The organism is Variovorax sp. GW821-FHT09D05 (assembly GCF_059416325.1).
Window position 1 is genome coordinate 144,248 of the sequence record NZ_JBWKOZ010000010.1, and the last position, 20,792, is coordinate 165,039.

The 20,792-nt window shown below is 63.0% G+C and carries 17 protein-coding genes; 11 read left to right on the top strand and 6 right to left on the bottom strand.

Annotated features, from left to right (window positions below; translation table 11 throughout):
- Nucleotides 1-5: 5 nt before the first annotated feature.
- Nucleotides 6-1,217 (bottom strand): amidohydrolase family protein, encoded by a 1,212-nt coding sequence (locus AC07O3_RS26100; RefSeq protein ID WP_093179095.1) that lies wholly within the window; start codon nucleotides 1,215-1,217, stop codon nucleotides 6-8.
- A gap of 99 nt (nucleotides 1,218-1,316) precedes the next feature.
- Here AC07O3_RS26100 and AC07O3_RS26105 point away from each other — a divergent pair, with 99 nt between their 5' ends.
- The 10 genes from AC07O3_RS26105 (at nucleotide 1,317) to AC07O3_RS26150 (ending at nucleotide 12,640) form a co-directional block, all read left to right on the top strand.
- On the top strand, nucleotides 1,317-2,648 hold the full coding sequence (locus AC07O3_RS26105) for an FAS1-like dehydratase domain-containing protein (RefSeq protein ID WP_256330993.1): 1,332 nt from the start codon (nucleotides 1,317-1,319) through the stop codon (nucleotides 2,646-2,648).
- A gap of 39 nt (nucleotides 2,649-2,687) precedes the next feature.
- Entirely contained in the window at nucleotides 2,688-3,938 is a 1,251-nt protein-coding gene (locus tag AC07O3_RS26110; RefSeq protein WP_177142455.1) for a CaiB/BaiF CoA transferase family protein, read from the top strand.
- 98 nt (nucleotides 3,939-4,036) lie between these two features.
- Nucleotides 4,037-5,623 (top strand): class I adenylate-forming enzyme family protein, encoded by a 1,587-nt coding sequence (locus tag AC07O3_RS26115; RefSeq protein WP_093179100.1) that lies wholly within the window; start codon nucleotides 4,037-4,039, stop codon nucleotides 5,621-5,623.
- A gap of 5 nt (nucleotides 5,624-5,628) precedes the next feature.
- Nucleotides 5,629-6,801, top strand: coding sequence for an iron-containing alcohol dehydrogenase family protein (locus AC07O3_RS26120; RefSeq protein ID WP_093179102.1), 1,173 nt, complete (start codon nucleotides 5,629-5,631; stop codon nucleotides 6,799-6,801).
- 4 nt (nucleotides 6,802-6,805) lie between these two features.
- A complete protein-coding gene (locus AC07O3_RS26125; protein WP_495340690.1) occupies nucleotides 6,806-8,221 on the top strand; it encodes an aldehyde dehydrogenase family protein in 1,416 nt (471 codons plus the stop codon).
- Between the two features lie 39 nt (nucleotides 8,222-8,260).
- Nucleotides 8,261-9,223, top strand: a complete 963-nt coding sequence (locus AC07O3_RS26130; protein WP_093179105.1) for a Bug family tripartite tricarboxylate transporter substrate binding protein — start codon at nucleotides 8,261-8,263, stop codon at nucleotides 9,221-9,223.
- A gap of 43 nt (nucleotides 9,224-9,266) precedes the next feature.
- On the top strand, nucleotides 9,267-10,307 hold the full coding sequence (locus AC07O3_RS26135) for an NAD(P)-dependent alcohol dehydrogenase (protein WP_093179106.1): 1,041 nt from the start codon (nucleotides 9,267-9,269) through the stop codon (nucleotides 10,305-10,307).
- 8 nt (nucleotides 10,308-10,315) lie between these two features.
- Nucleotides 10,316-11,107, top strand: coding sequence for a crotonase/enoyl-CoA hydratase family protein (locus tag AC07O3_RS26140; protein ID WP_093179108.1), 792 nt, complete (start codon nucleotides 10,316-10,318; stop codon nucleotides 11,105-11,107).
- Between the two features lie 17 nt (nucleotides 11,108-11,124).
- Nucleotides 11,125-11,691 carry a DUF2889 domain-containing protein gene (locus AC07O3_RS26145; RefSeq protein WP_495340691.1) on the top strand — a complete coding sequence of 189 codons (567 nt, stop codon included), beginning with the start codon at nucleotides 11,125-11,127 and terminating at the stop codon, nucleotides 11,689-11,691.
- Between the two features lie 31 nt (nucleotides 11,692-11,722).
- Nucleotides 11,723-12,640, top strand: a complete 918-nt coding sequence (locus tag AC07O3_RS26150) for a LysR family transcriptional regulator (protein ID WP_093179111.1) — start codon at nucleotides 11,723-11,725, stop codon at nucleotides 12,638-12,640.
- Between the two features lie 54 nt (nucleotides 12,641-12,694).
- Here AC07O3_RS26150 and AC07O3_RS26155 read toward each other — a convergent pair whose 3' ends face one another.
- From AC07O3_RS26155 to AC07O3_RS26170, 4 genes are all read right to left on the bottom strand, one after another.
- Entirely contained in the window at nucleotides 12,695-13,858 is a 1,164-nt protein-coding gene (locus AC07O3_RS26155) for a porin (protein ID WP_093179112.1), read from the bottom strand.
- A 449-nt stretch (nucleotides 13,859-14,307) separates the two neighbouring features.
- Nucleotides 14,308-15,858: a class I adenylate-forming enzyme family protein gene (locus tag AC07O3_RS26160; RefSeq protein WP_256330995.1), complete on the bottom strand. Its 1,551-nt coding sequence runs from the start codon at nucleotides 15,856-15,858 to the stop codon at nucleotides 14,308-14,310.
- Nucleotides 15,859-15,880: 22 nt separating this feature from the next.
- Entirely contained in the window at nucleotides 15,881-16,747 is an 867-nt protein-coding gene (locus tag AC07O3_RS26165; RefSeq protein WP_093179114.1) for an alpha/beta fold hydrolase, read from the bottom strand.
- A gap of 6 nt (nucleotides 16,748-16,753) precedes the next feature.
- Nucleotides 16,754-17,740 carry a Bug family tripartite tricarboxylate transporter substrate binding protein gene (locus tag AC07O3_RS26170; RefSeq protein ID WP_093179115.1) on the bottom strand — a complete coding sequence of 329 codons (987 nt, stop codon included), beginning with the start codon at nucleotides 17,738-17,740 and terminating at the stop codon, nucleotides 16,754-16,756.
- 126 nt (nucleotides 17,741-17,866) lie between these two features.
- Here AC07O3_RS26170 and AC07O3_RS26175 point away from each other — a divergent pair, with 126 nt between their 5' ends.
- On the top strand, nucleotides 17,867-18,826 hold the full coding sequence (locus tag AC07O3_RS26175) for a LysR family transcriptional regulator (protein WP_093179117.1): 960 nt from the start codon (nucleotides 17,867-17,869) through the stop codon (nucleotides 18,824-18,826).
- An 8-nt stretch (nucleotides 18,827-18,834) separates the two neighbouring features.
- Here AC07O3_RS26175 and AC07O3_RS26180 read toward each other — a convergent pair whose 3' ends face one another.
- Nucleotides 18,835-20,616 (bottom strand): acyl-CoA dehydrogenase, encoded by a 1,782-nt coding sequence (locus AC07O3_RS26180; protein WP_093179118.1) that lies wholly within the window; start codon nucleotides 20,614-20,616, stop codon nucleotides 18,835-18,837.
- Nucleotides 20,617-20,792: the final 176 nt, after the last annotated feature.

Here is a 20,792-nt window from a genome sequence, read left to right on the forward strand (position 1 = left end):
GCCGCTCAGCTGCGGTGCTGCCGGGTCACAGCCGCATCGCAGGTCGACTCCAATTCCGGCAGTCCGTAGGTTCGGCAAGTCGTCCGGTAGAAAAGCGCTTGGCGCTCCTGCGGCGAGAAGGCGCCGGTCGCGAGCTTGAAAGCGTTCCAGAGCTGGACGTAGCTGCATGACTGCTTGTCGACCGGGAAATTGCTTTCCAGCATGCATCGCTGTGGCCCGAACGCCTCGATGCATATCTCCATCAACGGCTGCCAGGCCCGCACCAGCGCTTGTGTTTCGGCCGGTTTTTCGCCCGCTTCGAAACCGAACCCGAAGATCGGCATGCCCATGCCACCCACCTTGATGCGGACGTTGGGCCTTTGGGCCAGTGCGCGCAAATCCTTCACCCAATCTTTCCGAACGGCAGTTTGCTTCGGCTCGAAGTCCAGCACGCCGACCGGGATGCCCGCATGGTTCAACACGATGGGAGTGTGCGGAAACGCGTCAGCAAGCGCCGCCAGTTCGCTGAGCTGGGTGTGATAGACCAAGGCATCGAAGCTGAGGCCGAATCGCTCCAGCATCGCGAAACCGCGCCGGAAGCTGCTGTCGGCCATGATGTTGCGCGGCGCGTTCGGGATGAACTTGGCGAGGCTGCCGTCGTGGTAGGTCGCGTAGTAGCGCACCCCGCGCAATCGTTCGCTGCCCGCGGCGACATGCGCCTCCAGCAATTCGCCAACGCCGTCTCCCAGGGACAGGTCCACGTCAGAGACGATGCCTGCCGCCAGCTGGCAGGTGCCGTGCGGGGTGGACAGCGGTGCCGCGCTCAATTGCACGATTCTTTCGACCTCCCCCACCGAGCGCAAGGCCGGCGGGCCGCTGGTGCGCCAGCCTGCGCCGTAGGCCGCGACGTAGACGGTGCCGAGCACCCGGTGCCCCGAGGCGAGGTCCTGCTGGAGGTCTTCGCGGCGGTAGTACAGCCGATCCGCCGCGGTGCCGAACAGGTGATGGTGCGCATCGACGATGGGAAGCTCGGGCTCTCGTGCCGGCTCTGGCGGAAGTCGGCTGTGCCAGTCCAGCAGATCTCGCGTGGGCCGGTGCTGGTTGCCGCGGTAGGCGCCCCCGTTCGCGTCGGGGCTCGCTGCATCCGACGAGGAGTTGCCCCAAGCGGCTTCGCCGAAGGCGAGCGCCGCTGTGGAGAGGAACAGGCGCCGATCGGGGCGCGGCGGAAACTGGCTCATGTGATCTGCTTTCCTTGTCTCCTGTCGCACGCCGAGCCATGGCGGCCATGGCGTTGTCGGAATGGGGTGCAGTCTAGGAATCGGTCCGCCCGGGCGTCCATGGCGTTATTCGCGACGTCGTGTGCGTGTTTTGCGAACACGACCCTCTCTCTGTCAACGGCTTTTGTGCATGCGGCCTGCGCGAAAGCCGCATTGACATGCCAGGAGGGCGAATCTACAGTTCGTCATCGCAAATACGATCATAAGTTCGCATATATGAACAATCAAGAGGCGCCAGACACCGGCATCACCAAAGAGCTGGCCCTGGGCAAGTTCACCGACAAGATGCTCGCCGACATGCGCGCGCTGATCGGCACCGAATTGCGCACTGAGTCATGCCTGAACAACGAATACGCCACGCGCCTGGCGGTCATGCGGTTCTGCGAGGGCATCGGCGACGACAACCCGCTGTGGACGAATGCGGACTACGCGAAGGATGGCCCGCATGGCACGCTGGTCGCGCCGCCCAGCTTCATCTTTGCCTGTCTGGGATCGGTGCAGGTCGGCTGGCCCGGCCTGGGCGGCTTCCACGCTGAGACCAAGATGACTTTCAACGAGCCGATCCGCGTGGGCGAAAAGATCACGGCGACAGTGACGTTTGACGGCTTTGACGGTCCGATCGCCGACAGCAACTTCGGCGGCCGGCGCATCAAGGACTACTTGCGTCAGGAATACCGCAACGAAGAGGGAGAACTCAAGGCCACCTTCATCTGCTCGCGCATGCGTTTCGAGCGCGGCGAGATGCAGAAGCGCCGCGAGAGCCGCACGATCGAGGTGCCCCATCCCTGGAAGGACGAGGAAATCGCCGCGATCGAGGAACAGATCCTTGCGGAGCAGCCGCGGGGTGCGACCCCGCGCTACTGGGATGACGTGCAGGTCGGTGACGAGATCGATGTCATCACAAAGGGGCCGTTGGGCCTGACCGACTTCATCGCGTTCATTGCCGCTGGCGCGGCGCCGATTCCGCGCGTGGCTGCACACGCAGTTTCACTCAAGCGCTACCACAAGCACCCCAAGTGGGCTTTCCGCGATCCCCGAACGCATGCACTGGAGCCGGTCTACTCCGTGCACTACAACGACTACGCCGCGCAGTTGCAGGGTGCGCAGATCGCCTACGACGTGGGCATCCAGCGCACCTGCTGGCAGATCCATTCGCTCACCAACTGGATGGGAGACGCAGGGCAACTGAAGGCGCTGACGGGGCAGTACCGCGCCCATGTCTATCTGGGCGATGTGGTGCGCCTGGGTGGTCGCATCGACGCAAAGGAAATCGACGCCGACGGCCGGCACGTGGTGAAGCTCACGACCTGGGCCACGAATCAACGCGGCCAGCAGGTGATGCCCGGAACGGCGGTGGTGGCGTTACCGAAGCGCCCGACTGCCTCTGAGTGAACGAGCCCCTCCACGAACGAAGCAAGAACCGAGATGACCATGACCACATCCAGCGAGACCTTGTTCGCGAGTGCGCAAGGCGAAGGGCGCCATTCGGCGGCGTCCGCCGAACCGGCATGCGATGAGGGTGTTCGGGCACCGGACGACGCGTCGCTGCCGCTCCGCGGGGTGCGCGTTCTCGACCTGACACGCTACCTTTCCGGTCCCTACGCAACGCTTTTGCTCGCCGAAATGGGCGCGGAGGTCATCAAGGTCGAAGTGCCCGAGGCCGGCGACGATACGCGTCACATTGCGCCGCTCCAGGGCGATGTGAGCTTCTATCACTCCACCATCAACCGGAGCAAAGCGTCGGTGGAGCTTGACCTGAAGTCCGAGGAGGGCAGAAGGCTCGTTCACGCGATGGTGGCGGATTGCGACGTCTTCATCCAGAACTTCCGTACCGGCGTCGCCGAACGCCTTGGCTTCGGGTACGACGTTGTCTCCAAGCTCAATCCGAAGCTGGTCTATTGCTCGATCTCCGGTTTCGGGGGAACGGGCCCCGAGAGCCGGCGGGCCGCCTTCGACTTGATCGTGCAGGCGGAATCCGGCGTGATGAGCCTGAACGGTGAGGGCGACAGTCCGCCGAGCAAGCTGGGCCTTCCGGTGGCCGACCTGTCGTCCGGGATGTTCGCGGCGCACGGCATCCTTGCCGCACTTGTGCGGCGATCGCGCACCGGCAAGGGCGGGCTCGTCGAAGTCAGCATGATGAGTTCGTTGCTCTCGCTCTCCGTCTACAACGCCACCCGCTATTTCGTGACCGGCGAGACGCCCAAGCGGATGGGGTCGCGCCATCCGGGCGTGGTGCCCTATGGCCAGTACGCGGCGTCCGACGGCAACGTGCTGCTTTCCACCTTCAGCGACGGCTCATGGAAGAAGATCGTCGACGCCATGGACCGCTCCGACCTTGCGAAAGACGCGCGATTCGCGACTGCGGCTTCCCGCGTCGTTCACCGTGACGTGTGTGACGCAGTGCTCAGCGAGGTGTTCGCCGGATTCACCTCCGAGGAAGTCGTGAACCGGCTGGACAAGGCCGGCATTCCCTGCGGCGTGGTTCGCAGCCTGGGCGAAGCGCTGGAAATGGAGGCCGCGAGCGGTTCGGGCTCGATCACCGATGTGAAGTATCCGGGCAAGGTCGGTTCGATCCGCAGTGTGCGGATACCCATCAAGTTCGATGGCGAGTGGTGCCCCGCCCAACCTGCGCCGGCACTCGGCCAGAACAACGCGATCCTGGATCGCTACAAGAAATCCTGAACATGCAGCGAGAGGGCGTGCGCATGAGGGAGCCAGGTCCTGGCTGCCGGCATAGAGCACAGAGCGTGCGCGCCCGTCGCACCCACACGGAGACATCGATGTCATCGACAACAACAACGCCATGGGGCAAGGAAATCGCGACCGAATTAATCGGCGGGGTTCCGTTTCGGATGTACACGGATCGCCCGCGCCGGGTCGAGCAGTTGCTCGACTTCGCCGGCCGCTGGGGCGCACGGACTCACCTCATCCAGGGCGAGCGCATCCTCACGTTCGAGGACCTGCACCGGGGCGCGGTGGCCAAGGCCCGTCAACTCGCCGACTTGGGCATTCGCCGGGGCGACCGCATCTTCATCCTCGGCTGGAACAGCCCGGAGTGGGTCGTCAACTTCTGGGCCTGCGTTCTGGTTGGCGCTGCGCCGGTGCTCGCGAATGCCTGGTGGAGCGAGGTGGAGATCGGCAACGGCCTGGCGGCCCTGCAGCCTGCAATGACGCTGGCCGACGACCGTTGCGCGGCACGCGTGCCTGAGGGTTCGCGCCGCGGCCCCTGGGGCATCCACAGCGTGGGCGAGCACGGGAGCGATGCCGCCACCGATGTGGACGGTGAGCGCAGCGAAGAAGAGACCGCGCTCATCATCTTCACTTCGGGTACATCGGGCCGACCCAAGGCGGTGGTGCTGTCGCACCGTGCGCTGCTGGCGCGCCTGCAGATGACCTTGCATGTCACGCGCAAGTTGCCGCAGCAGATCGACGAGACGGCCCGCGACGTGACCCTGATCACGGGGCCGCTGTTCCATGTGGGAGGCATGCAGACCCTCATGCGGGCGGTCGTCGTTGGCGACACGCTGGTTCTGTCGGAAGGCCGGTATGACCCCGCCGAAGTGCTCGCGTCCATTGAGCGGAACAAGATCAAGCGCTGGAATGCCGTGCCGACGATGGTCTTGCGGCTGCTGGACCATCCCGACGTGTCGCGCAGGGAACTGGGCAGCCTGAAGTCCATCAGCATCGGTGGCGCGCCGGTGCATGCCGAACTGATGCAGCGCATCCGTACCCAGTTGCCCAGCGTGAGCCCGAGGATTCCAACGGGCTACGGCCTGACGGAGAACGGCGGGCAGGCCACCGCCGCGGCGGGTTCAGAGGCCCTCGAAGAACTGGGCTCCGCCGGCAAGCCGCTGCCTTGCGTCGAGGTCCGCTTTCTTTCCCATCCCGACCTGCCCGACGGGGAGATCCTGCTGCGTTCTCCCACGCAGATGTCCGGTTTCTTCGGACTCGACGAATCGCCGATAGATGCAGAGGGTTGGCTTCACACGGGCGATCTTGGCCGATTCGACGAAAAGGGCAATCTCTGGATCACAGGCCGTTGCAAGGACATGATCATCCGTGGCGGTGAAAACATCGCGCCGGCGGCGATCGAGCGGGCGCTCATGGCCATTCCCGGCGTCGCCGAGACAGTCGTGTTCGGCGTGCCGCATCGCGACCTGGGCGAAGAAGTCATGGCGGTCGTCGTGACGGAGGCCGAGCTCACGCAGCAGCAGTTGCAGGAGCAATTGCGCGGCCAGATCGCCTCGTTCGCAGTGCCCAGCCGCTGGCGGATCCAGCGCGAGCCGCTGGCGACGAACCACACCGGCAAGGTGGACAAGGCGACCATCAGTGCTCAGGTCCGCACTGAACTGCACAACGAGGCCTGACCGACATGACCATGCAGAACTTTCAACACGTCACACCGCCGCTGCGGCTGTTCCATGGGCCTGACAGCCTGACGCACCTGGGTCGCGAACTCGATCGCGTCCGTAGCCAGCGTGCCGTGGTCGTCTGTGGTGACTGGCTGGCCAAGGGGCCGCTGTTCGAGCGCATCCGCGCGGCGCTGGGCCCACGTTGCGCCGGCGTCTACGACGAAGTGCTCGGGCACAGTCCGGTCGCCTCGGTGGAAGACGCAGCCGGGCTGCTGCGTCACCTGGAAGCCGATGCCGTCATCGCCGTGGGAGGCGGCTCGGCCATCGTGACCGCGCGTGCGGCCGGCATCCTGGCGGCCGAGGGCAAACCGGTGTCCGAGCTGTGCACCGTGACCGAACCCGACGGCAGCCTGCGCAGTCCGAAGCTGTCTGCGCCCAAGCTGCCGCAGTTCGTCCTGCCGACCACGCCGACCACGGCCACGGTCAAGGCCGGCAGCGCCGTGTTTGATCCGGCCAGCGGACAGCGGCTGGCGATGTTCGATCCCAAGACGCGCGCGCAATCGGTGTTCGTCGACCCCGAGATGATCCTGTCGGCGCCGCGGAGCCTGGTCGCAACGGCCAGCATCAACACCTTGTCGATGGCGATCGAAGGCTTGACCTCGCGCTCGCAGGACGCTCTGGCACATGGTGCGCTGATGCACGCACTGCGGCTGCTGGGGCAGCACCTGCCGCGCGCCGCGCGCGAAGACGACGCGGCCGTGCGCGGCCAACTGGTGCTGGCCGCCATCCTGTGCGGCCAGGGTACCGACCACACGGCTGCCGGTATCACCACGGTGCTGGGCCATGCGATCGGCGCGCGCCACGACATCGAGAACGGCACCGTGAATGCCATCGTCCTGCCGCACGTGCTGCGCTTCAACGCCGACGCTGCGGCGGCCGGCATGGTGGACGTGGCGGCGGCGCTCGATCTGCAGCGCCCCGGGGCGCAGGCCGATTCGCAGCGGGTCATCGAGAAGGTCTCCTCGCTCTTCTCCGGCCTCGGAGTGCCGCGGCGTTTGCGCGATGTGAACGTTCCTCGCGAGGCACTGCCCGGCATTGCCGCGCATGCGATGGGCGATTGGTTCCTGCGAGGCAATCCCCGGCCGGTGCGCAGCGCCACCGAACTGCAACAGATCCTGGAAGAGGCATGGTGAAGAAATGATCGAACGCAACAAGATCTATATCGACGGTGAGTGGGTGTCCTCTTCGGGCTGCGAAGTGCTGACTGTCATCAATCCGGCGACGGAAGAGCCGGTGGCCACGGTGCCCCGCGGAACTGCACAGGACGTCGATCGTGCGGTGCAAGCCGCGGTTCGTGCATTTCCGGACTGGTCCAGGACCTCGGTGGCCGAACGCATCGCGATCTTCAGCAAACTCGCGCGCTTGACGGAGGCGCGTTCCGACGAAATCACGCAGACGCTGGTGAGTGAACTGGGCTACCCCATCACGGCGCTGCGCAGATCGCAGACGTTGGGCGCAGTGGAGGAGCTCGACATCATCGCCGAGTCCCTGGCTGAGATTGATTGGGTGGAAAGCGTGGGCAACACCAATGTGCGGCGCGAGCCTTCTGGTGTGGTCGGAGCCATCACGGCGTGGAACGCACCGCTGCGCTCCGTGATCTCGAAGGCGGGTGCCGCCATCGCCGCAGGGTGCACTGTCGTGCTCAAGCCGTCCGAAGTCGCACCATTGACCGCCTTCATGTTTGCGGAGCTGTGCGACCAAGCTGGCTTGCCGCGCGGCGTGTTCAACCTGGTGTGCGGTATCGGTCCGGAGGTGGGTGAGGCGATCGCAGCGCATCCGTCGGTCGACATGGTGTCGGTGACGGGCTCGGTGCGTTCCGGGCGCCGCGTGATGGAAGTGGCATCCGAGTCGATCAAGCGCGTGCACCTCGAACTCGGCGGGAAATCGCCCAACATCATCCTCGCGGACTCCGACTTCGAGCGCGCGGTGGCTGACGGCATCGAGGATGCCTTGCGCAATACTGGCCAGGTGTGCGGTGGTCTGACGCGCATGCTGGTGCCACGCGAACGCCTGCAGGAAGCCGAGGAACTGGCTGTGCGCAAAGCGCAAAGCTACGTGCTGGGCGACCCATTGGACGAGTCGACCACGCTGGGGCCGGTCTCCTCTTCGGCAGCGCGCGATCGCGTGCGCGAATACATCCGGTCGGCCCAGGAAGAGGGTGTGCGGATGTTGACGGGCGGCGCCGAGGCACCGCAGGGGCTTGCGCGCGGCTGGTATGTGCGCCCGACCATCTTTTCGGGTGACAACAACAGCCGCATTGCCCGCGAGGAGATCTTCGGCCCCGTGGTGGTGATCATTCCTTTCGACGACGAAGAGGATGCGATCCGCATCGCCAACGACTCCCAGTACGGACTGGCGGGCGGTGTCTGGTGCAGTGACGCGGAGCGCGCGCGAGGCATCGCGGCCAGGTTGCGTGTCGGCCGTGTGCGCATCAATGGTGCTCCCCTGGACAAACGCGGCACCCACGGAGGCTTCAAGCTCTCAGGCGTCGGCCGTGAGTGGGGGCGATTCGGCATCGAGGAATTCATGGAATACAAGTCCGTCATCGGGTGAAGCGAGACGGCGATCCGGAAAAGAGCAAGGAGACAAAAAATGAATAAGCGGAGCTTCGTCAAGGCGCTCGGTGTGGCTCTCGCGCTTCCCGAAAGCATGGCCTGGTCCCAGTCCGCGAATGGCCGCCCGGTGCGCGTTGTGGTGCCGCTGCCGGCGGGTAGCTCTAACGACTATGCGACGCGCGTGCTGCTGAACCTGGTTGGCGCAGTCAACGGGCAGAACTATTTCGTCGATAACAAGCCTGGGGGCAATGGCGGTATCGGGACGATGGATGTGGTGCGTTCCGTACCGGACGGCTTCACGCTTCTTTGCGGCTCGAATTCACCGCTGGCGGCCAACGTGGCATTCGTCAAGAATATGGGCTATGACCCGCGCAAGGACCTGACGCCCATTGCCGGCGTGAGCCTGACGAACCACGTACTGATGGTCAAGTCGGATTCGCAGATCCGCACGCTCGCGGAGTTCATCGCTTATGCCAAGACTCGCCCTGGCAAGGTCAGTGTCGGCTATTCGACCACGGCGGTGCAAACACAGATCGCGACGATGAATCATCTGGCCGGCCTGCAACTGCTGCCGATCCCTTATAGGGGGAGCCCAGCCACCATCACCGATGTGATCGGCGGCAGTCTGGATGCCACATTGACCGACCCCGGCAATGCCCAGGCCCAGGTCAAGGCCGGGCAGCTGCGGGCGCTGGCCGTCACGTCCCTCAAGCGCAATCCGACCACGCCGGATTGGCCGGCGATCTCGGAGACGCTCCCCGGGTTCGACTTTCCTTCATGGAATGCAATCGTCGGGCCGGCCGGCATGTCGAGTGAGCTGGTTGCACGCGTCAGCGATGCGGTCATGAAGGTGCAAAAGCAGAAAGAGCTGATCGAAAAATTCGCCAATCACGGAACGACACCGCTGGTAATGGGCCCTGGAGATCTCAAGTCGTTCATCGAGTCCGAGACCACGCGATGGGTGCGGTTGGCGCGTGACGCCAAGATCCTGCCTGAGTGATGCGCAGCTACCAAGCAAACCGATCGTTCACGGGGAGCTCGCAGTGATCCTCTCGAAGGCACGGTGCGCCTGCGGTCCCGACCAGTCCTTCGTTCGAACCACGATCGAGCGGCGTACACCCGGGCTGCGGGATGTGTTGATCGACATCGCCTATGCCGGCATCTGCCATTCGGACGTCGAGCATGCACGCAGCCTGCGCGGAAAGACCATTTATCCGATCGTGCCGGGCCATGAAATGGCCGGCACCGTCGCGGCCGTGGGCGCTGAAGTCACGCGAGTGCGGGTCGGTGATCGCGTCGGGGTCGGGAACATGGTCGACGCCTGCGGCGAGTGCGAGAACTGTCGGGCAGGCCTGGAACAGTATTGCAGCGGGGGGCGCACCCTGGCCTACAACGCGATTGGCCGTGATGGCCAGCCGACCTATGGCGGCTACAGTCAGAACGTGGTGGTCGACGAGCGCTTCGTCGTCCGGATTCCGGAATCCATCGCGTTGCAGAAGGCCGCGCCTCTGCTGTGCGCGGGGATCACTATGTATTCGCCTCTTCGGCACTGGCGGGCTGGGTCCGGAAAGAACGTCGCGATCATCGGATTCGGTGGCCTGGGGCACGTCGGTGTGCAGATGGCCCGGGCGCTGGGCGCGCGAACCACGGTGCTGGACTTGTCGGCGGCGAAGTGCGAAGACGCATTGCGCCTCGGCGCGGACGAATATCGGCTGAGCACCGATCCACACACCTTCACTGCACTCGACAGCGTATTCGACCTCATCATCTCGACCGTGCCCATTCACGACCAGTTGGACCGCTATCTGGGCTTGCTGGCGCGCGATGGCGTCTATGTCAACCTTGCCGTGCCCGCGAAGCCCTTGAATGTTTCCGCTGCGGCCTTGCTGACCAACCGCCGGTCCATCGCCGGCACGCGCAGTGGCGGCATCGCCGAGACGCAAGAGATGCTGGACTTCTGCGCAATGCATGGCATCGGAGCCGAGGTGGAAGTCATCCATGCGGACGGCATCGACGACGCCTACCAGCGGCTACTCGCGGGCGACGTCCGTTTCCGTTTCGTGATCGACAACAGCACACTTTGAGAAACACCATGTCCGAATTCCTGATCTATGAGCAAGAGGGGCACGTTGTCACGTTGACGATGAACCAACCCGAGCAACGCAACCCGCTGACCGGCAACACGGCCATACCTGAGTTCCTCGCGGCGATTGACCGCATTCATGACGATCGCGGTGTCCGCTGCGTTGTCCTCACGGCGAACGGTCCCTCGTTCAGCTCGGGCGGGGACGTTCGCCAGATGAAGCGGCAGGCGTCTGCCGAAGTCAGCGAGATGGACATCCGTCAGGAGTACCGTCGCGGAGTCCAACGACTGACGCTGGCGCTGTTCAACCTCGAGGTGCCGGTGATCGCAGCGGTCAATGGGCATGCGATCGGCGCCGGACTCGATCTAGCGTGCATGTGCGATATCCGCATCGCCTCGGAGAAGGCGAAATTCGCCGAGAGCTTCATCAAGCTGGGGATCATTCCGGGCGACGGCGGCGCGTGGCTCCTGCCCCGCATCGTCGGCATGTCGCGCGCCGCCGAGCTCGCTTTCACCGGCGACATGATCGATGCACGGCAGGCGCTGGAATGGAACCTGGTGTCGCGGGTGGTCGAGGCCGATCAGCTGCTGCCGGCGGCACGCGAGATGGCGGGCCGAATCGCGCAGAACGCCGCCCATGGCGTGCGGCTGACCAAGCGCTTGATGCGCGAGGCCATCCATTCGCGGCTGGATACGGTGCTCGAGCTCTCGGCGGTGTTCCAGGCGGTTTGCCACAAGACACCGGACCACACCGAAGCCGTGGATGCATTCCTCGAGAAACGAGCCCCAAGATTCAGCTGAGATACAGCGGCCAAACCATGAACGATCAGCATCCGACTCGCGAAGAAGAGCTGCATTTCCGGCGCGTCGACATGCGCGCCTGGCGACGCAGCGACGGGCTGTTCGAGCTTGAGGGGCGGGTGACGGATCGCAAGCCTCATGATTTCGAACCCTGGCGCGGCGGCGAGCGTGTGCCCGCCGGCGAGCCGATCCACGACATGGGCGTGCGACTCGTGTATGACGCGGACCTGCAGATCCATGCGGTGGAGACATTCACCGAAGCTGCGCCTTACGGCGAGTGCCACAACGGCGGTCAGGCGCTGCAATCGCTCAAAGGCCTGCGCATGGCCAGCGGCTGGAGCAAGGAGGTGCGCAGCCGGCTGGCCGGTTCGCGCAGTTGCACGCACTTGATGGAGTTGTTGATTCTGATGGCGACCACTGCATTCCAGTCCCTGAGTCAGGTCAACCGTGGGCGCGCCGAACGGGTAGACGCCGCAGGCAGGCCACTGAAGATCGACAGTTGCTATGCGTACGGTGAGGAGCGGGAGCTGGTGCGTGTGCATTGGCCGCAGTTCTATCGGCCGCATTCGAAGGAACCCCGATAGACATCGCGGGTTCCTTGGGGAAAATGGGTTGATGATGATCGACCTTGTGCAGCTACGCACCTTTGTCGCCGTGGCGGAGGAACAGCATCTCACCCGTGCGGCCGAACGGCTGCATGTCAGCCAGTCGGCTGCAAGCGCCCATGTGCGTGCGATCGAAGACAACCTCGGCATGCAGCTGTTCGTGCGGACCAACCGCAGCCTGGAGCTCACACGTGCCGGACAGATGCTGTTGCGCCAGGCCAAGGTGCTGCTCAATGGCGCGGCGGAGTTCACTTCGTTCGCGCGCGACATCCGAGGAAAGATCGAGGGCAACCTGATCGTTGGTGCCAGCAGCGATCCGTTGTCCAGCCGTATCGGCCTGGTGGTGGCGGGGCTAAGAGAAAAGCACCCCTTGATCACGGTGGACGTGTGCGCTCGCGCGTCTGCGGGCACGCGTCAGGCGCTCAAAACCAGCGAGTTCGATATCGGTATGCTGCTCGGGCGCCCTGTGGACGCGGGCTTCACCTACTACCAGCTCGCCACGATCAATTTCCTCGTGGCAGGCCCTGTGGCTTGGAAGGACAAGATCGAGAACGCCGACCTCGCGGCTCTGGCGGATCTTCCCTGGATCACGCCGAGCGATACCAACCTGGCGTACTCGTTCATGCTGGAGCGATTGTTCGGGGAAAAAGGCCTTGAGCTCAACAGCGTGGTCCGCTTCGACAACGCTGCGCTCGGTCGTGCGCTGGTGCAAGCAGGCGTCGGCATGTTGCTCATGCGTGAGGAATATGCGCTGGAGGGCGTGCGCGAGGGCCATCTCGCCCTGTCTCCAATCGCCCGCACGGAGTACCCGCAGTTCATCGCGCATCTGACCAGTCGGGGCAACGATCCTTTGATACGCGCGTTCATCGAAGCCGCGGGCGGCGCGTGGCCCGACATGAAGCGCATGGCCTCGCTCGCCCGCAGCTGATTCTTTCGGTCGACATGGGCGCCTATCGCCAGCGGACGGGCGCACACGTTCGTGTCAGAAAGCGTGGCGTATGCCGAAGTCGTAGCCGGTTGCGTTTCTGGCCACACCGATATAGCCCGGCGCACCACCGGTGGTCACGCCAGCTATCGCCGCATTGTTCTGACCGTTACGGATGTTCAGGCGCGCAACCGTTGCGTACAAAGCTGTGCGCTTGGAGAGATTATGGACATAGCCCAATGCGATCTTGTTGACTTCGGCCTCGTGAACGTCGTTGAAGGCAGCCGTTGTCGGGAGATTGCTTTTTGATTTGACGTGCGAGTAGGAAACGCGAATCAGCCCCGGCCCGATCGGTACGGTCGTGCCGACCAGATAGCCGTTGTACGTGTCGGTGGCTTCAAGAAAACCCGACGCAGGCACAAGGGTGGCGTTCCGGTCTTTCACTTGTGAGATCTCACCGAACAGCTTCGCGACTCCGAAGTCATAGGACGCGCCGAAGCTCAGGCTCTGTATTTTCCGTCGATTCGTCACGATGTCGGCCGTGATGCTTTCGCCATATGCCAGCGCGACATCGAGCGGCCCGTTCAGATAGCCAAAGCGGCTGCCTGTATATCGGCCTTTGGCGGATCGGCTATCGGCGACGCCATCGACTTTTGTATTTTCCGGCAGCGAGTACTGCACTTGACCATAAAAGCCGTTGAGGCTTGCGGGAAGGAAATAGCCAACGCTGTTGCTGGCACGTGCATACGTATCCGTGAGAGAGTTGCTGAGCCTTCCGTTCACGCTTGCGATGACGTTTTGGCCGACACCCACGATGCCCAAGGGATCGAAGGCTGCGTCGTTCCAGAAGGTCGGTGTGTAGTCGCGTCCCAGTCGGATCTCGCCGAATGATCCCGATAGGCTGACGGTTGATCGGCGCTGGAATGCGCTGATCCCTTGGCTTCCGTCGTCGTTCTTGATCGACGCTTCCAGCCAGAAACTCGCCGCAAGACCTCCACCAAGGTCTTCTGTCCCGCGAAAGCCAAGGCGACTTGAGTTGTAGGCGGAATTGGCAAGCACCGTCTGACTCTGTTTACTGGGCACGCCTGATACAGGGTTTCGGCTATTCGCGGCGTAGTAGCTGACAGATGCATCAACAACACCGAACAGCGTCACTGAAGATTGCGCAAAGGTTACGCCTGCTACGGCGAACAGGGCCAAGGCGGTAGGGATTCTTTTCATGATGTCTCCAGGGTTCTATTTCTTCTTGCCGGATCTGGCGGACGGCCGTCTCGGCGCTTTTTGTCAACTTGGTTTGCATGTCACATCGTGTGCGGCCCTTTCGTAGAGGGTTGGGTCGTGGCGTATCTGCCCAGATTTGGCAGCTCGGCCAATCGTGGGCATGCACTTGCCGGGCCGGCGAGATCGCCCGTGCCGCTTGTCTGATGGCCGTCGCGATGCGGAATGTCCCTGCAACTCGTGCACACTTTTTGGCGATGAAGAAATACGGGCGTCCGTTGGTCTACATGGCGGCTCTCGCGTGGACCGACACGCCGGTGCGCGGTGGCTATCGAGTTCGTTGTCTTCGCATGGCGACGCCCGAGAGGTGCTATGGCGTCGATCGTTGTGATCGTCCATGGCGGGACCTTTGCGCGCGTCCGCGAGAGTCGGTCACTCGAGAAGGGGGCAGCTCAGCCCGTCAGCGCGTCAAGTTCATGCAGTTTTCGGCGCATGACCTTGCCGGAGGATGTCTTTGGAAGATCCGGAACGAATTGCACGGCGCGAGGCACCTTGTAGGCGGCGAGTTGTGCGCGACAATGGGAGAGGATGTCGTCCGCAGTGGTGTCAGCTCCCTGCTTGGCCACGACATATGCCTTGGCGAGTTCACCCTTGATCTCGTCCTTCACCGAGCCCACAGCGACCATTGCTACGCCGGGATGTGCCGCGATCACGCGCTCCAATTCGGCAGGGTAGATGTTGTAGCCGCTCGTGATGATCATGTCCTTCTTGCGATCGATCACGAAGACGTAGCCATCTGAATCGATCTTGGCGAGGTCTCCGGTGTGCAGCCAGCCGTCTTCGTCGATGGCTTCCTTCGTCGCCTGCGTATCGCCGAAATAGCCAGTCATGACTGCGGGCCCTTTGATCACCAGTTCTCCTACGTTTCCTTCTTTCAGTTCCAAACTTGCATCCATCGCGTCAACAATCCTTGCGCGAAGATAGGGAAGCGCGACACCGATCGATCCGGGTTTTCGCGGTCCGTTCCAGGCGAAAGTCGTGCCCAATCCGGCCAGCTCCGTCATGCCCCAGAGTTCGACCAGCGGGCAGCCCAACGCAGCTTCAACTTCCTGCATCTTTGCGGTCGGCATGGTCTGACCGCCGACGGTGCAGAGTCGCAGAGACGAGAAGTCCGTTTGTGCTGTCGATGGATGGCCGAGCAAATACAGGTACATGGTCGGAACGCCTTCAAGCATGGTGGCCCGGTAGCCTTGTATCGCATCGAGTACGGCCTGTTCCTTGAACAAGGGGAGAAGTACGAGAGTTGCGCCAACCTGGAGCGTGCTGTTCATCACCACGTTGCCATAGACGTGGGGGCATGGCAAAGCTGTGACCACCACATCTTTCGCAGTACGTCCGTGCATGAGGGCGGTCATGGCCATATTCATCAGAACCGCGCGGTGGGAAAGCATCGCCCCTTTGGGCGTACCGGTCGTCCCAGATGTGTAGCAGATGGTGGAAAGCGCATCGGTCGTTATCGTGGGCGGCTGGAAGCGGTCAGAGGACGCCTCCAGCAGCGCATCGAAACTCGTCACGCTCGAAGGCAGCTCGGCTCCATACAGAATCAACTGCGGAAGCTCGCCGTGCTGCTCGTCCCCTAGCAGTGGCAGCCCCTTTTCACGCGATGCGATCAACGCCTTGGCGCCGCAATCACGGACGACGTATCGCACCTCTTCAGGCGTCAGCATGACATTGATCGGATTCACAACAGCGCCTGTTTTCAGGATGCCGTAGTAGCTGATCACCCATTGCCAGGAGTTGGCGCCATAGATGGTGACACGATCGCCGGGCTCCACCCCCAGTGAGGTCAAGCCGTTGGCGACGCGGCTGGCCAGTGCGTCCAATTCCTCGAATGTGAAGTCCCTCTCGCCGGTGACGAGGGCTCGTTTCCCTCCGTACCTCTTGGCCGCGTCCGTCAACACATCTGCGAGAGAGTTGGGCATCGTGCAATCGACGTATGTCATAGATCATCCTCTCGTTGATACGCTATAACAGGCCGTGTCGAGCCAGGAAATCGAGCGCGCAGGAGTTGAATTCCTCGGGCTGATCGCGTGCCACCGCGTGGCCCGCATTCGGCATTACCACCGATTCCGCATGTGGCATGTGCCGCTGGAGAGTCATGAAGATTTCGCGCCACAGAGGTTCTGTGCGTTCGCCGGAGATCAGCAGGGTCGGCACGGCGATGCTTGCCAGCGCCCGCGGATCAATAGGAGGAAACTGACGCTTGGAAGATGTCAGGACCCTCATAGCGCGTACATTGCGCATCCGGCCCTGCATCCGAGCATCGATGAAACTGTCGGAGGCGGGCGATCCTGCAATTCCTCCTGCGAGTGTCTTCATGGCCTTGGCGTCGTCCCCCGCGGCAAAGGCAAGTCGCGCAGGTGCTTGAATCTTCGTCTCGAATGCGTCGCGCAGCTTCATGCCATCGGTCGTCTCGCCGGCCAGAGGAAGCAGAGGTGGCTCGATCAGCACCAGTGCTCGCACTCTGTCGGGCGTCGATGTGGCAAGAGCCAGTGCCGTGTAGGCACCGTAGGACGCTCCCACGAGAATGGCCGGGCGCGCATGCCAGCAGTCGTCGATCAGGTCCCTCAGGTCGCTTGCTTCGGCCTCTGCAGAGTGGTGGTCTACCGCCGGTTCCGGATTCTTGTTGGGCTGGCTGAATCGACGGCTGTAGGATACGGTGCGATATCGGCCCGAAAACGCGGTCCATTGAGGACTCCACGTGGTGTAGTCGCCTGCGCCTCCGTGGACAAATACCAAGGGCAGTCCTTCACCTGCTTGCACGTAGTGGAATTCCAAACCGCTTGCTACGCGGGCGCAGCGTAGCGGCAGATTGTCGAACGCTTCTGTCATCTCGAATCACTCCGCCTTGAAGATAAAGCCGGCTTCACGTATGTGCGCTTCCTGATTGCTGATATAGGCAGCGAATTCGTCGCCCAGCATGGCCGGTGTCACCAGGTCGCCTCGCTTGCGCACCTCTTCCTGGTACGCAGGGTCCTTGAAGATATCCGGCAGCGCCCCCTGTATCGCGGAGCTGGCTTGAGCGGGCATCCTTGCAGGCCCGACCAGCCCGCCCCAAACATCCACGTGCACTCCCTTCAGATGGCGGGACTCACCAGCTGCCATGATCTCTGGCGCCACATCGAGTCGCTTGTCCGCGAGCACACCGACGGCCTTGATCTTGCCCGTCCCGATTTGGGGCAGGGCGGCCGGAGCCGAAGTCACCACCATGTCGATGACGCCGCCCGCAAGATCCATCAAAGCCTGTGCTCCCCCTTTGTAGGGGACTGCACGGAGCTTGATGCCTGCGCTGCGTTCGATCATGGTGACTGCAATGGCGGCGATCGAAGTGTTGCCCGCGACGCCAACAGTCAATTTCCCCGGCGAAGCACGCGCCAGATCCACCAGGTCGTCGAGATTGCGCACCTCCAAGCTCGAGCGGGCAACGAGGACGAGCGGCGTCAACGCGAGGCGGGCCAGCGGCACAACGTTCTTGAGCGAATACCCGGCGGTGGGATTCGCGATCAAGGTGGTGACGAGATCATTGTTGGCCAACAGCAGGGTGTGGCCGTCAGGAGGAGCCCGGAGCACCTTCTGCAACGCAATAAGTCCCCCGGCGCCGGGTACGTTATCGACGATCACGGTCTGCTTGAGATGCTTCGACAGATGCTGCGCGATGGAGCGCCCGATCAGGTCGGCAGCGCCTCCGGCGACGTTGGGCACCACGATGGTGATGGGTTTGTCGGTGAACGTCTGTGCCCTCGCGACGTGGGGGAACAACGCCAGTGTGGCGGCTGCGTGAATCAGAAAGTCTCTGCGCCCGGTGCGCGTCGCGGCATATCTCATTCCATGTCTCCTTTTTTTATCGAAGCAGAAGCCATGGGCAACTGTTCAGGGATCAAGCATCGCGAGCAAATGGCATAAAATCCAATGAAATAATCGATTCAGCTATAAGAAACTTCTATCGATCTCATGTCGCTTCTGAACGCCTCGACGTTGCGAAATCGGCTGCAGGCCAAGGGGCGTTTTCGCCACATGCAGGCCTTCGTGGAAACAGCAGACCTTGGTTCGCTGAACAAGGCTGCACAGACGTTGGGTCTCACGCAGCCGGCGGTCACACATCAGATTCGCGAGTTCGAAGGGATGCTTGGAGTCGACCTCTTCGTCCGGCATGCCAAAGGGATGCGGCTCAGCGAGGCCGGGGAGCGGCTGCTGCCGGTCAGCCGCCGTATCTTGCGGTCTCTGGATGATTCCGCATGGCAAGCCGCTGCGCACATCGAGCGCATCCGCGGATATGTCAGAGTCGGCGCAGTAGGCAATGCGCTGCACGCCGTTTTGTGCGAGTGCATCGCGGCATTCTGTGACGTGAATCCCCAGATCGTCGTGGAGATCGAAGAGGCTCCTCCCGCCTTGCTGGGAGGAAAGTTGCTTCATGGCGAAGTCGACTTGGGCCTTTGCCGTTCCACGCAGGCGCTGCCCGATGGCTGGAAGTTCGAACCGCTCATGCCTGACCGTTTTTGTGCGGTGACCGGACCTCGTCACCCGCTAGTGGGACGCAAGCGGGTGAGTTGGTCGGAATTGAGTCAGAGCACATGGCTGGTACCACCTCTGGATACGACCGCGCGCGCGGGCTTCGAGGAGTTGTTTCTGCGGGATGGCAAACTGCCGCCCATGTACAACATCAGCACACGCGCGCCAGTTCTGATGTGGCGATTGCTCGATCAGCGCAATTTGCTTTCGTTCATGCCAAAGTCGGTCGCTGACCCGTTCTTGAGGTCCGGGCTCTTGGCAGAGGTTCGCCTGCCCCAAACTGCGTCCATGCCGGGCATCGGGCTGGTCGTGAAAGCCGAGGTGTCAGACAGCGCATCCGCGGCGTTGGCGGGCTTCCTGCGCAAGCGCTTCGCTGGTGATCGTCGAGGTTCACGCGCGTAGTCGGATGCCTAAAGCATCTCGGTGCTGACGCGTTCAACTGCAGCGCCCGCGCCGAGCATGGCCGCCGCCATTGCCTGCGCCTGAGGCATCAGCGTTTCCGCATAGAAGAAAGCCGTGGCGATTTTCGCGGCCTGGAAGCCCGCATCCCCGGATTTGCAGGTCAGCGCCGCCAGCATGGTGCGGGCCATCTGCCAGCCGCACAGAACGATGCCGGCCAGCCGCAGGTAATGCACCGCACCCGCGTACACCACAGCGGGGTTCGTGCCTCCGTGGTCCACCACGAATTTGATCGCCGATTCGAAGGCCAGTCGACCCGCTCGCAGGGCTTGTCGCATGGCACGGCAATCCTCGTGCGATTGCTCCGCCAGTTCGCGTTCGGTGGCCGCGATGCGCGCGCACACGGTTCTTGCCATGGCACCTCCATCGCGCAAGGTCTTGCGCCCCACGAAGTCGTTGGCCTGAATTGCCGTCGTGCCTTCATAGATCGGAAGGATGCGCGCATCGCGATAGTGTTGGGCCGCACCGGTCTCCTCGATGAACCCCATGCCCCCGTGGATCTGCACGCCGAGGCTTGCGACCTCGACCGATATTTCCGTGCAATGGCCTTTCACCACCGGGACCAGGAATTCGTACAGTGTCTGGCTGTTGCGTCGCTCGGTCTCGTTGGCCGTGTGATGGGCGACGTCGCTGGCCGCAGCGGCGACGTAGGCCAGGGCGCGGCCCCCTTCGATCAGCGCCTTCATGGTCAACAGCATGCGCTTGACGTCGGGATGCTGCGCGATGGCCACAGGCTCGCCCTTGCCAGAAAGATCACGGCCCTGCACGCGCTCGCGCGCAAAGGCCAGAGCCTGCTGGTAGGCGCGCTCGGCCACGCCGATGCCTTGTAGACCGACAGCAAAACGTGCCGCGTTCATCATGATGAACATGTACTTCAGGCCCTGGTGCGGTTCGCCCACGAGTTCGCCCCTTGCACCTCCCTCGATGCCGAACTGCAGCACAGCGGTGGGGCTGGCTTTGATGCCCAGCTTGTGCTCGATGCTGATGCAGTGGATATCGTTGCGCTCGCCGAGACTACCGTCCTCCCGCACGAGGAACTTGGGCGCCACGAACAGGCTGATTCCCTTGACCCCGGGTGGTGCGTGGGGCAGGCGGGCGAGCACCAGATGGACGATGTTGTCCGTCATGTCGTGCTCGCCCCAGGTGATGAAGATCTTCGTTCCGAAGATGCGGTAGCTGCCATCCGGATGCGGCTCGGCACGCGTGCGCACCGCGGCCAGATCGGAGCCAGCTTGCGGCTCGGTCAGGTTCATGGTGCCTGTCCATTCGCCTGTGATCAGTTTCGGCACGTACTTGTCGCGTAGCGCTGGAGTGGCTGCGGTGATCAGCGCCTCGATGGCACCGTCGGTCAGCATGGGACACAGCCCGAAGGAGACATTCGCCGCCTGCAGCATCTCCGCGCACGCGGCTGCGACCAGCTTGGGTAGCCCCTGGCCTCCGCAGGAAGACGGATGCCCCAGGCCTTGCCAACCGCCTTGGGCAAACAATTCGAACGCCTGCCTGAACCCCGGCGTGGCACTCACGTCGCCGTTGCTCCATCGCGCCGGCTCGCGGTCGCCGATCCCGTTCAAGGGCGCAATGACTTGTTCGCACAGCTTTGCGGATTCGTCCAGAATCGCTTCGATTATTTCCAGGTTGGCATCTTCGAAGTTCGGCAGCGCCGAAATGTGGCCAAGGTCCACGAGATGCCGCATGACGAAGAGCATGTCCTTGACGGGCGCACGATAGCTCATCGTTGCTCTCCACGATTGACTGGTTGTTCATCGCAGCCGCACGTCTGGAGCAAGGGCAGACTGGAGCGAACTGACTTCTGATGTGGATGCATAGGACTTCGAGACAGTGGAGACGGCCTCCACGTTTTCATGAAGGCGTGTGCTTGTGCACTGGCTCCGAGTATCGAAAACAGACA